The organism is Mucilaginibacter pineti (genome assembly GCF_900101875.1).
GTDB lineage: Bacteria > Bacteroidota > Bacteroidia > Sphingobacteriales > Sphingobacteriaceae > Mucilaginibacter > Mucilaginibacter pineti.
Genome location: NZ_FNAI01000007.1, coordinates 164,109 through 178,140 on the forward strand (window position 1 = coordinate 164,109; position 14,032 = coordinate 178,140).

Genomic DNA, 14,032 nt, shown 5'->3' on the forward strand with positions numbered 1-14,032 from the left:
TCTTCAAATTAGCACATCTTCAAATTTTCAAATCATTATGAAGTTGCCACATCCACATCCAATTGATTAAAGTGGATGCCTTTGTCGGTTTGTTTCCAGTCTTCGCGTTCCTCGTCGGTTGCGTTAAGCAATTTCGGGAACCACTCCAACGGGAAAGCCTGTTGCTTACCATCGGCTTTTTCAACAAAAAGCAAACCGTTGGCAAAGGTAACCTTTATCTTTTTTTCTTCCTTACGTGAGCTGAATAATGGCATGTGCTAATTTGAAAATTTGGTGATTTGAAAATTGTCTTTTTTATGAAATGCTAATTTAGTTTAGGCATTTTCAAATTGGCACACTTTCAAATCTTCAAATTAAAACTTACTCCGCCATATTGTGGTAAACCGCCTGAACATCGTCGTCTTCTTCAAGGCGATCGATAAGCTTCATGATGTCTGTAACCTGTTCTTCGGTAACTTCATGAAATGACTGCGGTACGCGTTCCAACTTGGCCGATTTTACTTCAACGCCAGCTTCTTCCAGTGCTTTTTGCATTTTGCCAAAATCTTCAAACGCGGTGTGGATAACACCAATATCATTTCCTTCTTCGTCGGCCTCCACAAAAAGGTCTTCAAGGCCCGCGTCGATCAATTCAAATTCAAGTTCTTCCAGGTCGCGGTTGCCGGGCTCAAAAGTGAATACCGATTTACGGGTGAAAATAAAATCAAGCGAACCTGTTTTGCCTAATGAGCCGCCATACTTTGTAAAATAGCTGCGCACATTGGCAACGGTGCGGTTGGTATTATCGGTAGCGGTTTCCACCAAAACGGCTACGCCGTAAGGTGCATACCCCTCGTATACAAGTTCTTCGTAATCTTTTTCATCGCGGCTGGTTGCTCTTTTAATGGCAGCTTCCACCCGGTCTTTAGGCATATTAACCGCCTTTGAGTTTTGTACGGCCGTACGCAGGCGCGAATTGGTATTAATATCTCCGCCGCCGGCTTTTACAGCCATTACAATTTCTTTTCCTAAGCGCGTAAACTGCACGGCCATTTTGGCCCAGCGCTTAAACTTTCTTTCTTTGCGGAATTCAAATGCTCTTCCCATAAATTTTTAGTTCATTGTTGATGGTTCATGATTTATGGCTTTTACCATAAAAAAGAACCCGCTGTATGCTTGTTATACAGCGGGTTCAAAGATAATATTGTTTTATATAAGTTTTACAAAACGGAGGTTAAAACCTTCAACCTTTCACCATTGTAGATTCTCTTATAAAATTTTTTTAAGGTTATCCAGCATATCGGCTGTCATTTTGGACAAATCATACTCCAATTGCCAGCCCCAATCCTGCTGGGCGTCGGTATCATCTATTGATTTTGGCCAGCTATCGGCAATAGCCTGGCGTGGGTCGTTATCGCTATAGCTGATCTCGAAATCCGGAATATGTTTCTGAATTTCTTCGGCCAGCTGGGTAGGTGTAAAGCTGATGCCCGCCAAATTATATGACGACCGGATCTTGATATTTTCGGCAGGTGCATCCATCAATGAAATGGTGGCTCTTATGGCATCTTCCATATACATCATGGGCAGGGCGGTGCCAGCCGATAGGAAACTTTGGTATTTACCTGTTTTTAACGCCTCGTGGAAAATATGCACGGCATAATCTGTAGTGCCGCCTCCGGGATTAGCTTTCCAGCCTATTAAACCGGGGTAACGAATGCTGCGTACATCTACGCCGTATTTAGCGTGGTAATATTCGCACCAGCGCTCACCGGCCAGTTTACTGAAGCCATAAACGGTATTGGGGTCCATTACACAATACTGCGGTGTATTAAACTGCGGTGAATGCGGACCGAACACTGCTATAGAGCTTGGCCAGAAAACTTTGGCGGTTTTAAACTCAACGGCAAAATCAAGAATGTGCAGCAGGCCGGTCATGTTTAAATCCCAGGCCATTTTGGGTTTTTGTTCGCCTACGGCCGATAGTATGGCGGCTAGCAGGTAAACCTGCGTGGGGCGGTGTTTATCAAATATGTGGTGCAGATTATCCTTATCAAGCACATTTATTAATTCAAAGGGGCCGCTGTTGCGGATGGCGTAAGCCGGATCATTTATATCCGATGCTATCACGTTTTCGGCTCCGTGGATACCTCTAAGTGCCATTACCAGTTCAGTTCCGATCTGGCCGTTGGCGCCAATCACTATAATCTTTTCGCCCATGTATTTTTGAGTTTGGGCAAAGGTAAAAATTTGGTTGAAATGTTAACGGTTTAACAGCCTGTTTACGCAAACGATTGCTCATTTGTGGCACCTTTTTTTAACCAATTTATAGCTAACGGCATATTAAATTAACTACCAATCTGGTAGAATATGCAAAAAATGTGCATATTTGGAGTTTAATCATTTATTATATAACAAATTAACTCAATGAAAGTCGCAGTAGTAGGTGCTACAGGATTAGTAGGCACCAAAATGTTGCAAGTTCTTGCAGAACGCAACTTCCCCGTTACAGAATTAATTCCCGTTGCTTCAGCAAAAAGTATTGGTAAAGAAATTACTTTTAAGGGTAAGCAGTTTAAGGTGGTTTCTGTTGAGGATGCGATTAAGATGAAGCCGGATGTAGCTATTTTTAGCGCTGGCGGCAGCACATCATTGGAGCAAGCACCGCTTTTCGCGGCAGCAGGAACAACTGTTATTGATAATTCATCGGCCTGGCGCATGGACCCTACCAAAAAACTGGTAGTGCCCGAAGTAAATGCCGATGTACTTACTGCAGATGATAAGATCATTGCCAACCCAAATTGCTCAACCATACAAATGGTAGTGGCCTTAAAGCCGCTGCATGATAAATATAAAATTAAAAGAGTAGTGGTATCTACCTATCAATCGGTAACCGGTACCGGCGTAAAAGCTGTTGACCAGTTATTTAACGAACGTAAAGGTATTGATGGCCCTAAGGTTTACCCTTATACTATCGACCTGAACGTAATACCGCAGATTGATGTGTTTACCGAAAACGGTTACACCAAAGAGGAAATGAAAATGATCCTCGAAACCAAAAAGATCATGGGCGATGACAGCATTAAAGTTACCGCTACCACCGTGCGCATCCCGGTTATGGGCGGCCACTCGGAATCTGTAAATATTGAGTTTTTACATGACTTTGATTTGAGCGAAGTAAAAGAACTGCTGGCAAACTCGCCGGGTATAGTAGTGGTAGATGATCCTGCCAACCTGAAATACCCAATGCCGCTTGACGCACATGATAAGGACGATGTTTTTGTTGGCCGTATTCGCCGTGATGAAAGCCAGGACAATACCCTAAACTGCTGGATAGTATCAGACAATTTGCGTAAGGGTGCTGCCACCAACGCCGTGCAAATTGCCGAATACCTGGCCGCAAAGCACTTGATAGGCGCGCCGGTTGAGGCATAAGGAGCCTCAACCAACCCTCTCCAAAGGAGAGGACTTTAAAAGATAATTTGAATAGGCGTAGTCAGTTGATTATCCCTATTTTTATTTACAAATATTTACCAATGAAAACCTTTATTATCATCCTCACTTTTTATGGGTGTATGGCATCTGCAAGTGTTTTTGCGCAAACTCCGAAGGCTGTTGAGGCTGATTTACTTAATGCCTTTAAAAAGATCAATTACTGGGATGAGCAAAAGAATAATTCCGGGGCGGATGACTCTCTTAATAAAGCCAATGAAGTATTTGGAAAAAAATTAGCTGATTATACAGCAAAATATCCATTTACCATAAGCCAACCTTTTGATTTATTAAAAAAGGAGCATTTGGATATTTGTACTTCTTCTGACGGATTATTCCGGATATATTCATGGGATACATGGTTAGGAGGATCGATGCATATTTTTGAAAATGTGTTTCAGTACAAGGTGGGTAATAAAACAATGTCGGTATTTCATCCTTTAAAGTGGGGCGGCGAAGTCGTTTCTTATTGGTTTCCTAAAGTTTATACCCTCAAAGCAAAAGACAAGACCTATTATTTAGGAATTTATGGTGGTATTTTTTCAACTAGGGATGCCGGTACAGGTATACAGGTTTTTACTATTGAAAACGGCCGTTTAAATGAAGATGTAAAGCTCATCAAAACATCAACCGGCTTGCATAGTAAGTTATATTATGATTACGATTTCTTCTCGGTAGTTGATATAAAGTATGAATTACGGCCAACAATTACTTTTGATGCAGCAACCCAGACGATCAAATTGCCCTTGGTTGACGGAAAAGGTAAAGTGACATCTAAATATATCACCTACAAATTTACGGGCCAGTATTTTGAAAAAGTAAAGAGCTAAAAAACAAATACTTGGTTATCAATTATAACTAATATCCATAAGGTTTGCTTTTTTTACCTATCTTGTTACCAATGAAAACCTTTACGCTGATAGTTGTTTTCTGCTGCTGCCTTTTTTCGGCCAGTGTGTTTGCGCAAAACAGTCCGCAGGCTATAGAGGGCGATCTGCTGCGCATATTTAAAAAAGTAAACTATTACGGTGCGCATAAAAAGGAATGGAAAGCTATCGATTCGTTGCAAAAAATGAACCGGATGTTTGCATTTAAGCTTAAATACTACACCACCAAGTACCCGTTTACCATTACCCAAAACTTTACCGAATTAATAAAGGAGCGCCTGGTTATAGCCAGTTCGGCAGATGGTTTGTTCCGCACCTACTCCTGGGATACCCGGCTGGGCACCACGGGTTATAGTTTTAGCAACGTGGTACAGTACAAGGTAAAAGGCCAAACTACCGCTTTGTTAAAAATAGACAGCGCCGATAAAAAGGCTGCACCATCGTTCTGGTACTCCAAAGTGTACACGTTTGCCGCGAATGGCAAAACCTATTACATGGCTACGTTTAATACTATTTATTCGGCTGCCAGGGCTGCGCAGGGGTTAAGGATATTTGTTATCGAAAATGGCAAGCTCGTTACTAATCCGCCGCTTATAAAAACACCATCGGGTGTATACAGCCAGTTGCATTACGACTATAATTTTCCATCTATTGCCGATTGGACCTCATTCCCGACCATCAATTTTGATAAGGCCACCAAAACCCTCAGTACACCGCTGGTTGATTACAGCGGCAAAATGACCCGCAAGTTTATTACCTATAAATTTAACGGTCGCTTTTTTGAGAAGATGAAATAGGTAACTTAGCCGTATGATCTCCTTTGCCCACCGTGTTTTTATGGAAGTTGCCGCCAACCTTAGTTTCAGTAAGGCGGCGCAGGTGTTGTTTGTAACGCAGCCCGCCATCAGCAAGCACATTAAGGCGCTTGAAGATCAATATAAAGTGCCCCTGTTTGAACGCAAGGGAAACAGTATTTTACTTACCGAAGCCGGCAACAAACTCAACGAATACCTGCAACAGGCTACCGAAATTGAACGCAAAATTGAATATGACCTATCGGTATTAAGCAACCTTTCGCAGGCCGCCGGGCATTTGCGATTGGGTGCCAGTACCACTATTGCGCTGTATATATTGCCCTCCATACTTTCAGGTTTTCAACGCGAATACGCCAATGTAGATGTGCAGTTGGTAAACCGTAACTCCGAGTACATATTGAATGCCTTGCTCAATCACGAAGTTGATATTGGTATTATTGAGGTTGATAACAAGCTTACCACGGTATCTTATAAACCATTCATGAGCGATGAGGTGATCCCGGTTTGTTCGGCTAAGAGTCCGCTGGCGGGTAAGTCATTAACGCTTAAGCAATTTGTGAAAACGCCGCTGGCTGTACGTGAGCGCGGCTCGGGTACGCTTAACGCGGTGCTTAAATCGCTCTCGGCACTGCACATAAAGCCTGCCGATCTATCTGTAAAAATACGCCTTGGTGGTACCGAAGCCCTCAAAAACTTTCTGCTGGCCGACCAATGCCTGGGCTTTATGCCCCGTCCATCCATTATTCGTCAACTTGCGGAAGGCGACCTGGTTGAAGTACCAATTGAAGGCCTTAAAATTACCCGCGATTTCTTCTTTATCCGCAGAAAGGGGACTGAGGATTACGGGTTGACGAGTAATTTTATAAACTTCGCGTTGGGACATATAGCGGGGAAATAAGAAATATACGAGCACAGCAAAGTGGGGGTGAGTAGTAGCCATAATGCTTTTTTCTTAAGGAATACCGCTATCTTTACTCATGCCCCCAAAAAAAGCTTTGATAGTTGGTTCCGGAATAGCGGGGATTGCCACTGCAATTCACCTGGCTGTTAAGGGCTATGCTGTTGAGGTTTTTGAGGCCAATGCCGGGCCAGGTGGTAAGCTTACCCAATTTGAGCAGGAGGGTTACCGGTTTGATGCCGGCCCCAGCCTGTTTACCATGCCCCAATATGTTGATGAGCTTTTTAAACTGGCAGGAAAAACGCCTGCCGATTTTTTCCGGTACCAGAAATTGGATGTAGTTTGCCAGTATTTTTACGAAGACGGTACCACGCTAACCGCCTATGCAGATGCGGATAAATTTGCCGCTGAGGTCAACAGGGTAACCGGCGAACCTATGGAAGCCATAAAAAAATACCAGGCCAAAAGCCGGGATATTTATAGCATCACCAATCACGTTTTTTTGGAGCAGTCATTACACCGGCTTAAAACCTATTTAAGTTGGGATACCTTACGGTCGGTTTTAAAGCTGCCGCGGATAGATGCGCTCCGTACCATGCACAAAGCCAACGAAGATTTTTTTAAGGACGATCGCATGGTGCAGTTTTACGACCGGTATGCCACCTACAATGGCTCCAACCCATACACTGCCCCGGCAACGCTTAATGTTATCCCGCATCTGGAGCAGCATTATGGTGCGTATTTTCCGGAGGGTGGCATGTACAGCATCACCAATAGTTTGGTTAAGCTGGCAACTTCGTTGGGTGTTATCTTCCATTATAATTCGCCGGTTGATGAAGTGGTTTTAAAGGATCTGAGAGTTGAAGGTTTAAATGTGAAGGGCGGGTTTATCCCAGGCGATCTGGTGATATCAAATATGGATGTATGGTTCACGTACCACAAACTATTAAAGGCGCATCCGTCGCTATTTCCCAAAAAGATATTAAGCCAGGAGCGTAGCAGTTCGGCATTGATATTTTACTGGGGTATAAAGAAGCCGTTCCCGGAACTCGATCTGCATAATATTTTTTTCGGTACCGATTATAAGGCTGAGTTTGACCATATCTGGAAGGAAAAAGATATTTATCATGACCCTACCATCTACCTCAACATCAGCTCCAAATATAAAACCGATGATGCCCCCGAGGATTGTGAAAATTGGTTCACGATGATCAACGTACCCGCAAATACTGGTCAAAATTGGGATGAGCTGATTGCCACAGCCCGCGAAAACATCCTCAAAAAACTTACCCGCATTTTAGGCGATGACATTGAAGAACTGATAGTATGCGAAAGCATCCTCGATCCACGCAGTATTGAAAGTAGAACATCATCTTACCAGGGTTCGTTATATGGTACCAGCTCAAATAGTCAGTTCGCGGCATTTTTAAGGCACGCTAACCGGTCATCTAAAATTAAAAACCTTTACTTTTGCGGCGGCAGCGTTCATCCGGGCGGCGGTATTCCGCTTTGCCTGCTTTCGGCCAAAATAGTAAGTGAATTATTGTAAGGATAGTGTGTTCGCGCCGGTAAATAACATATTAAAACATGGAACTTCAGCTTTTTGACAAACAAGTTTATATTGATCGCCGTAAGGCTTTAATGCAAAATATTGGTTCGGGTATTATCCTGTTGCCCGGTAACGAGGATAGCAGCATGAGCTATAAAGACAATTGTTACCCCTTTAGGCAGGATAGCAGCTTTCTTTATTATTTCGGACTGGACGTTCAGGACCTGGTAGCCATTATTGACACCGATACTGGCGAAGAAGTGATTTTTGGCAACGAGCTAAGTATAGATGATATTATATGGACGGGGGTGCTACCTTCGGTACGGGAAATGGCCGGGATGGTTGGTATTACCAAAACCCAACCCTATAATGAAGTAACACATTACATTCACAAGGCGGTTACCGCCGGCAGAAAGGTGCATATTTTGCCGCCTTACCGCCCCGAAACAAAAATAAAACTGGCTTCATGGCTCAACGTGAGCCTGCAGGACGTTGCCGATCATGTATCTATTCCGCTAATCAAAGCGGTTATAGCCCAGCGTGTTATAAAAACACCTTTAGAAGTTGCCGAAATGGAGAAAGCGGTTTCCATTAGTGTGGATATGCAGCTGGCTGTTATTAAAAATACACGCCCTGGTATTAAGGGCTATGAGCTGGTGGCCAGGGCAAATGAAGTGGCCATAGCGGCAGATTCGCGCCTGGGATATCCCGCTATTATTACGCCGCGTGGCGAAACCCTGCATACCCATTACTACGGGCATACGTTACAAGATGGCCAGATGCTGCTTTGCGATATTGGTGCCGAAAATCCCATGCACTATGGGGGCGATCTTACCCGTACCGTACCTGTTGGCAATAAATTCACCACCAAACAGGCCGAGCTTTATGAGGTGGTGCTTGCTTCAATGAACCATGCTATTGATATGCTGAAACCCGGCGTACGTTATTTAGATATTCACCTTGCAGCCTGTCAAAAACTGGTAGAGGGGCTTTCGCAGGCCGGTATTATGAAAGGGGATGCTGTAGATGCTGTTGCTGCAGGTGCGCACACCATGTTTTTTCAATGTGGTTTGGGCCATATGCTGGGTATGGATACCCACGACATGGAAAATCTGGGCGAGCAATATGTTGGCTACAGTGATAACCTGCAAAAAGGAACTGTTTTCGGACTGAAATCATTACGCCTCGGGCGAGAATTGGAAGCAGGTTATGTGCTAACTATAGAGCCAGGCATCTACATTATCCCCGAACTGATAGATCGCTGGCAAGCCGAAAAGAAATATGTCGATTTTATTAATTACGACGTACTGAACACCTACCGCGACTTTGGCGGTATCCGCATAGAAGACAACTTTTTGATCACCGATACCGGCAGCCATTTATTAGGTAAATACCTGCCGAAGAGTTTGAAAGAGATAGAGGGGTTAAAATAATTATAATATTTTAAGGTAATATTCATATAATATATTATCTTGGATTCGATATTTGAGCAATCTAAACCTTAATAATGAAGCCGTTATTATATATTAATAATTTTCGTGGTTTTAAAAATACTTTCCTACAATTGGAGCGAGTAAATTTTTTTGTTGGTGAAAATAGTACGGGTAAAACCTCCATTTTAAAACTCGTCAAGATTCTCTCCGAAACTGAATTTTGGTTTAAAACCGACTCTGACCATTTCAGAAAAGAATTTGGATACTTTTCAGAGATAACAACGGAAAAATCTTTTGAAATAGGTTTGTTTTCTTTAATACCACAAAAATTTATACATCTGAAGTTTGTTGATAGTCATGGTTTCGCCAAATTGAAAGAAATTAGACAGATTGATTCAAACATAAATATGTTTATATGTCTTACTATTAAAGGTGCAGAATATAAATTCAAAAAAGGAAATTATGGAGATTATTTTAAAGACAAACAATTAGAAAATTTTAAAGAATGGATTGAGAGTGATAATTTAATTGACGAAAAAAAGAATATTAATAAAACACTCAAAGCTGTAAATCTCCCTCTAATACTTCAGATACATCTCGTTATAAGTAAACATCTTGAAGAGGAATCCAAATCTTTTGATGTTCCCTCTTTAGTAGGGCAACTTGCATGGTTGGCACCGATCAGAACAGAGCCAAAAAGAACATATGATGATTATGAGTTAAACTTCTCCCCAGAAGGCACACATGTACCATATATCTTAAAGAAACAGTTATCTAATAAACGAACCAAACAAAGTAAAAAGTTTGAGGAAATTCTCAATCGTTTTGGGGAAGACAGTGGATTGTTTGAAAAAATTACTGTTTCTCAGTATAGCAAATCTAATTTGTCGCCATTTGAGATAAATGTAGTGTTAAATGGAAAGGCTTTAAAAATTATAAATGTTGGATATGGGGTTTCTCAAATTTTGCCCCTGATAGTCGAAACTGTCATTAGAAGTGACGATAGTTGGCTTGCAATCCAACAGCCCGAAATTCATTTACACCCAAAGGGGCAAGCGGCCTTTGGCGATTTGCTTTTTAAATCAGCTTTAAATGACGGAAAGGGATTTATTGTTGAAACACATTCGGATTATACTATCGATCGATATAGGCTCAAATTAAGTAGACATTCGAGTGAAGAAAGTCAAATAGAAAGAGATAGAATTGAAAGTCAGGTAGTTTTCTTTAATCGCACAAAAGAGGGCAATAATTTAAGTGTCATATCTATCAATCCAAATGGTTCTTATTCTGAAGATCAACCAAGGGAGTTTAAAGAGTTTTTTATCAGGGAGGAATTAGCACTATTACAGATATAATATGTGTATTGTTATTGATACCAATGTTTTAGGTCCAGTCTTTAATAAAAAAGATGCTTATCATTTAAATTTTGAGCCTGTTTTAGATTGGATTTTTAATGGTCAGGGTAAAATAGTTTACGGAGGATCAAAATATCTTTCTGAGATAACTAAATATGGAAAATTATTCGGTCTTTTAAATTCAATAAATAAAGCTGTTTATATTGAAAATGGTATCGTTGATGACTTAACGCAAAAAGCGTCGGAGAAAATAGTGCATAAAGATTTCGACGATCAACATTTAATAGGTTTATTGTTAGCTTCTGGTTGCAAATTAATTTGTACCAATGACGAGCGGGCTTTTCCATTCATTCAGCACCGATTATTTTTTAAAAGTTCGAAAGAACCTAAAATTTATCATACAAAAAGGAATAGCAAACTTTTAAACCCTAAATATATTGCTGAATGTTGCGGGCATTGTCGGCCATCAAGTAACGACCAAAAGGATTATATAAATAGTATCTTGAGTATAATCACCAAAAATTAAGTCCATCTATAGAGGACGCCATTGATGTTTTTTTAAATGCTTTGTTTTTTGTTGTAATTTCAATACTCTATCTTATATATGATTTTCCCTTACCATTTTCTCTAATGCATCAATCCATGTTGGTGAATCATTGAGGCTCTCAACAAGTTGTACACGGTCGCCGCCTAAGGCTTTAAACTCATCGCCGTACTCGGTGGTAACCTCGTAAACAGTTTCAAGGCAATCGGCAACAAAGGCCGGGCAAAATACCAGTAGGCTTTTCTTTCCTTCGCCGGCAAGTTTGGCTACAATTTCGCTGGTGTAAGGCTGTACCCAAGGGTCGTTACCCAGGCGGGATTGAAAGCAGATGGTATATTTTTCCTTCGGGATATTCAGTTTTTCGGCAATAAGCTTAGCCGTATGGTGCGATTGTGCCGAATAGCAAAACTTATTGGTATCGGTAAGGGTTTGGCAGCAATCGTTTACTTTTAAGCAATGTTTGTGGGTATGATCGGCTTTAATAAGCTGCCTTTGTGGTAAACCGTGAAAGCTGAACAATACGTGGTCAAAACTTTCGGGATTGTATTTACGACCGTTTTCGGCAAAGGTGGCAATCATCAACTCATTATCATGAAACGAGTTTACAAACGAGATATTGGGTTTGGTAGGCCATTGCAAAATCAGTTCCATCACCTTGTCATACACCGAACCTGTACTGGCCGAAGCGTACTGTGGAAACAAGGCTATTACCTGGATCTCATCAACCAAGGCATCTTTTAAACGGTTCAGGGCCGATTCAATAGTAGGGTTTTGATAACGCATAGCCAGTTCAACCATGTACTCATCGCCCAGTCGCTGCTTCAAAGCCTCGTGCTGTAAAATGCTATAGTGCATTAATGGCGAGCCCGTAGTTTCGCTCCAGATCTCCCGGTATAATTTGGCCGATTTTGGCGCCCTGAACGGAACAATAATGCCCCGCACCAACAGGGTACGCAATACGGGGTTAACATCAATAACCCGCGGATCCATCAAAAACTCATTCAGATAGGTACGCACATCTGCCGTCGAAGGGCTATCAGGGGTACCTAAATTCACCAATAAAACTCCTTTTTTGCCCATAATTATATCGGCAGCAAAATTAAAATAATTTATCCCCCTAACCCCCTAATGGGGGAATAATTTACAAAAATGTGATTAGGATCATGAAATTGAAGAATGTTAAATATCGAACACTGAATAACCAACAATGTCGAATAACGAAGTAAAACAATGTTACAAACGAACGCAAGACAGAATATTTTGTAAATTCGTTAATTAACCTTATTAAAATGAAAGCTGGGATTATCAATTTTTTGCAAAACGATGTAGTGGCCGGTGGCTTTTATTTTAAGGCAATGTTTAAGTGGTTGCAGATTGCAGGATTTATTTTGCTGGTGTTTCTTTTGATTTATTTTATAAGAAGAAAGCGAAAATAAACAACTCAATTTATTTGCTTTATCCTTACCCTCGCCACAACTGCCACCATGGTGTTCCAGGCGAATCATGGTGCTCATAATGATAACCAAAAAAGTAGCAGCTAAAAAAAGCCACCACATGGTTCCGGGGCTGACTGCGGGCAAAGTATTTATTGTCGTGCTCGCCTTTGTGCGGCTGATAGGTACCGAAGTAAAACAGTTGCAACGTGCTCAATAAGGATGGTGCAACCCAAAACATCAGCAGGTTTGGCTGCGGAATCCAAATTTTTAGAATGTTGAATAAGGCGGCCATCACCACAATTTGCCATATAGAAAGATAATTGCGGATAAACCTTACATACCAGTTCCAGAAACCGCCGTTATGATAGTCTGGATCATCATCGGTGTGTACGTGGCTGTGGTGCAGGTGGTGTTTGGTATAAAGTTGCGGGTACCAGAATGAGGCATATAAAAAAGTACACAAGTAACCCACAAAGTTGTTTAAGCTGCGATTTGGAGATACCGTTCCGTGCATAGCATCGTGCGCGGTAATAAATAGCCCGGTATACAAATGCATTTGCACCAAAACCAACAGGTAAACCAGCGGATTGGCAAAACTAAAGTGCCATTGCATCAGCAAAATAATAGATGTAGCCCAACAACCAATAACCAATAGGGCAACCAATAAACCTTTATTTGAGGGAGATTTTTGCATGTAGTTTATACCATAGCAAAAAGCATGCTGTTAAAAACTTTCAAGGGCTTCCTTAACCTGCTGCATCAGCCACATTGGGGTTGATGTAGCGCCGGCTATGCCAATAGTATCGTTTGGCGAAAACATAGTTTTATCCAATTCGGCGGCAGATGATATAAAAAAGGTGTCCGGATTATGCTTGCGGCAAACCTCAAACAATACCTTTCCGTTTGATGATTTACGGCCAGATACAAAAACTATCTTATTAAAACGTGTAGCAAACTTGGGCAGATCCTTATCCCGGTTTGATACCTGACGGCAGATGGTATCATTCGCCTTCAAATCATACCCGCGTGATATCAGCTGGTCTTTTACGTTGTAAAACTTGTCCATGCTTTTGGTGGTTTGGCTGTACAGCGTAATGTTGTGCGGCAGTTCCACATCCTCTAATTCGGCAATATCCTGGAAAACCAGCGCCTCGTTGTTGGTTTGCCCTTGTAAACCGATAACTTCGGCATGGCCATGCTTGCCGAAAATTAATATTTTCTCCTTATTATCAAACGACGTTTTAATCCTGTTTTGCAGTTTTAAAACTACCGGGCATGATGCATCAATAAGGGTAATGTTGTTTTCTAAGGCAGTGCGGTAGGTATCGGGCGCTTCGCCATGCGCGCGGATGAGTACCTTTTCGTTACGCAGATCCTTTAGCTGGCTGTGCTCAATAATACGCAGGCCCTGCGCTTTCAGGCGTTCTACCTCTTCGTCGTTATGCACAATATCGCCCAGGCAGTACAGATAGCCGTCTTCGGCCAATATTTCTTCGGCCATGTCAATGGCGTAAACCACCCCAAAGCAAAAGCCCGAATCCTGATCGATAGTAACCTGTAAGTTGTACGCTCCCATTGCGATACAAATATACCGTTGATTTTTGTGAATGTTCTTATCTCCTTTATTTTTTGACAAGATTTAGG

Annotated in this window: 15 protein-coding genes; 9 read left to right on the forward strand and 6 right to left on the reverse strand. The window is 41.7% G+C overall.

Annotated elements, in window-relative coordinates:
* Positions 1-35 precede the first annotated feature (35 nt).
* From BLS59_RS16230 to BLS59_RS16240, 3 genes are all read right to left on the reverse strand, one after another.
* Positions 36-254 carry a DUF2442 domain-containing protein gene (locus BLS59_RS16230; RefSeq protein ID WP_091150484.1) on the reverse strand — a complete coding sequence of 73 codons (219 nt, stop codon included), beginning with the start codon at positions 252-254 and terminating at the stop codon, positions 36-38.
* A 106-nt stretch (positions 255-360) separates the two neighbouring features.
* Positions 361-1,086 carry a YebC/PmpR family DNA-binding transcriptional regulator gene (locus BLS59_RS16235; protein WP_091150486.1) on the reverse strand — a complete coding sequence of 242 codons (726 nt, stop codon included), beginning with the start codon at positions 1,084-1,086 and terminating at the stop codon, positions 361-363.
* Between the two features lie 162 nt (positions 1,087-1,248).
* The gene (locus BLS59_RS16240; RefSeq protein WP_091150488.1) at positions 1,249-2,199 is read right to left on the reverse strand and encodes an NAD-dependent epimerase/dehydratase family protein; all 951 of its coding nucleotides are present in this window, start codon (positions 2,197-2,199) and stop codon (positions 1,249-1,251) included.
* Between the two features lie 207 nt (positions 2,200-2,406).
* Here BLS59_RS16240 and BLS59_RS16245 point away from each other — a divergent pair, with 207 nt between their 5' ends.
* The 8 genes from BLS59_RS16245 (at position 2,407) to BLS59_RS16280 (ending at position 10,934) form a co-directional block, all read left to right on the forward strand.
* The gene (locus tag BLS59_RS16245) at positions 2,407-3,414 is read left to right on the forward strand and encodes an aspartate-semialdehyde dehydrogenase (RefSeq protein ID WP_091150490.1); all 1,008 of its coding nucleotides are present in this window, start codon (positions 2,407-2,409) and stop codon (positions 3,412-3,414) included.
* 101 nt (positions 3,415-3,515) lie between these two features.
* On the forward strand, positions 3,516-4,301 hold the full coding sequence (locus BLS59_RS16250) for a hypothetical protein (RefSeq protein WP_091150492.1): 786 nt from the start codon (positions 3,516-3,518) through the stop codon (positions 4,299-4,301).
* A 71-nt stretch (positions 4,302-4,372) separates the two neighbouring features.
* Positions 4,373-5,155: a hypothetical protein gene (locus BLS59_RS16255; protein WP_091150494.1), complete on the forward strand. Its 783-nt coding sequence runs from the start codon at positions 4,373-4,375 to the stop codon at positions 5,153-5,155.
* 13 nt (positions 5,156-5,168) lie between these two features.
* Positions 5,169-6,071 (forward strand): LysR substrate-binding domain-containing protein, encoded by a 903-nt coding sequence (locus BLS59_RS16260; RefSeq protein WP_091150495.1) that lies wholly within the window; start codon positions 5,169-5,171, stop codon positions 6,069-6,071.
* Between the two features lie 79 nt (positions 6,072-6,150).
* Positions 6,151-7,620 (forward strand): 1-hydroxycarotenoid 3,4-desaturase CrtD, encoded by a 1,470-nt coding sequence (gene crtD / locus BLS59_RS16265; protein ID WP_091150497.1) that lies wholly within the window; start codon positions 6,151-6,153, stop codon positions 7,618-7,620.
* A gap of 38 nt (positions 7,621-7,658) precedes the next feature.
* Positions 7,659-9,053, forward strand: a complete 1,395-nt coding sequence (locus BLS59_RS16270) for an aminopeptidase P family protein (RefSeq protein WP_091150499.1) — start codon at positions 7,659-7,661, stop codon at positions 9,051-9,053.
* Positions 9,054-9,127: 74 nt separating this feature from the next.
* Complete coding sequence (locus BLS59_RS16275; protein WP_091150501.1) at positions 9,128-10,408, forward strand: AAA family ATPase; 1,281 nt, start codon at positions 9,128-9,130, stop codon at positions 10,406-10,408.
* A gap of 1 nt (position 10,409) precedes the next feature.
* Positions 10,410-10,934, forward strand: a complete 525-nt coding sequence (locus BLS59_RS16280; protein WP_091150503.1) for a PIN domain-containing protein — start codon at positions 10,410-10,412, stop codon at positions 10,932-10,934.
* A gap of 72 nt (positions 10,935-11,006) precedes the next feature.
* Here the strand turns inward: BLS59_RS16280 and hemH are convergent, their stop codons facing one another.
* Positions 11,007-12,032 (reverse strand): ferrochelatase, encoded by a 1,026-nt coding sequence (gene hemH / locus BLS59_RS16285; RefSeq protein WP_091150506.1) that lies wholly within the window; start codon positions 12,030-12,032, stop codon positions 11,007-11,009.
* Positions 12,033-12,241: 209 nt separating this feature from the next.
* On the opposite strand from hemH, the gene BLS59_RS31240 reads away from it, so the two are divergent.
* Positions 12,242-12,388, forward strand: a complete 147-nt coding sequence (locus BLS59_RS31240; RefSeq protein WP_143014142.1) for an LPXTG cell wall anchor domain-containing protein — start codon at positions 12,242-12,244, stop codon at positions 12,386-12,388.
* A 25-nt stretch (positions 12,389-12,413) separates the two neighbouring features.
* On the opposite strand, the gene BLS59_RS16290 is transcribed toward BLS59_RS31240, so the two are convergent.
* Positions 12,414-13,082, reverse strand: coding sequence for a fatty acid desaturase (locus tag BLS59_RS16290; protein ID WP_091150508.1), 669 nt, complete (start codon positions 13,080-13,082; stop codon positions 12,414-12,416).
* Positions 13,083-13,112: 30 nt separating this feature from the next.
* A complete protein-coding gene (locus tag BLS59_RS16295; RefSeq protein ID WP_091150510.1) occupies positions 13,113-13,964 on the reverse strand; it encodes a 4-hydroxy-3-methylbut-2-enyl diphosphate reductase in 852 nt (283 codons plus the stop codon).
* Between the last annotated feature and the right edge of the window lie 68 nt (positions 13,965-14,032).

What these genes read in the sequence shown, in the direction of transcription:
- BLS59_RS16230 (WP_091150484.1), bottom strand. Translation starts at nt 254, where the DNA reads ATGCCATTATTCAGCTCACGTAAGGAAGAAAAAAAGATAAAGGTTACC.
- BLS59_RS16235 (WP_091150486.1), bottom strand. Translation starts at nt 1,086, where the DNA reads ATGGGAAGAGCATTTGAATTCCGCAAAGAAAGAAAGTTTAAGCGCTGG.
- BLS59_RS16240 (WP_091150488.1), bottom strand. Translation starts at nt 2,199, where the DNA reads ATGGGCGAAAAGATTATAGTGATTGGCGCCAACGGCCAGATCGGAACT.
- BLS59_RS16245 (WP_091150490.1), top strand. Translation starts at nt 2,407, where the DNA reads ATGAAAGTCGCAGTAGTAGGTGCTACAGGATTAGTAGGCACCAAAATG.
- BLS59_RS16250 (WP_091150492.1), top strand. Translation starts at nt 3,516, where the DNA reads ATGAAAACCTTTATTATCATCCTCACTTTTTATGGGTGTATGGCATCT.
- BLS59_RS16255 (WP_091150494.1), top strand. Translation starts at nt 4,373, where the DNA reads ATGAAAACCTTTACGCTGATAGTTGTTTTCTGCTGCTGCCTTTTTTCG.
- BLS59_RS16260 (WP_091150495.1), top strand. Translation starts at nt 5,169, where the DNA reads ATGATCTCCTTTGCCCACCGTGTTTTTATGGAAGTTGCCGCCAACCTT.
- crtD (WP_091150497.1), top strand. Translation starts at nt 6,151, where the DNA reads ATGCCCCCAAAAAAAGCTTTGATAGTTGGTTCCGGAATAGCGGGGATT.
- BLS59_RS16270 (WP_091150499.1), top strand. Translation starts at nt 7,659, where the DNA reads ATGGAACTTCAGCTTTTTGACAAACAAGTTTATATTGATCGCCGTAAG.
- BLS59_RS16275 (WP_091150501.1), top strand. Translation starts at nt 9,128, where the DNA reads ATGAAGCCGTTATTATATATTAATAATTTTCGTGGTTTTAAAAATACT.
- BLS59_RS16280 (WP_091150503.1), top strand. Translation starts at nt 10,410, where the DNA reads ATGTGTATTGTTATTGATACCAATGTTTTAGGTCCAGTCTTTAATAAA.
- hemH (WP_091150506.1), bottom strand. Translation starts at nt 12,032, where the DNA reads ATGGGCAAAAAAGGAGTTTTATTGGTGAATTTAGGTACCCCTGATAGC.
- BLS59_RS31240 (WP_143014142.1), top strand. Translation starts at nt 12,242, where the DNA reads ATGAAAGCTGGGATTATCAATTTTTTGCAAAACGATGTAGTGGCCGGT.
- BLS59_RS16290 (WP_091150508.1), bottom strand. Translation starts at nt 13,082, where the DNA reads ATGCAAAAATCTCCCTCAAATAAAGGTTTATTGGTTGCCCTATTGGTT.
- BLS59_RS16295 (WP_091150510.1), bottom strand. Translation starts at nt 13,964, where the DNA reads ATGGGAGCGTACAACTTACAGGTTACTATCGATCAGGATTCGGGCTTT.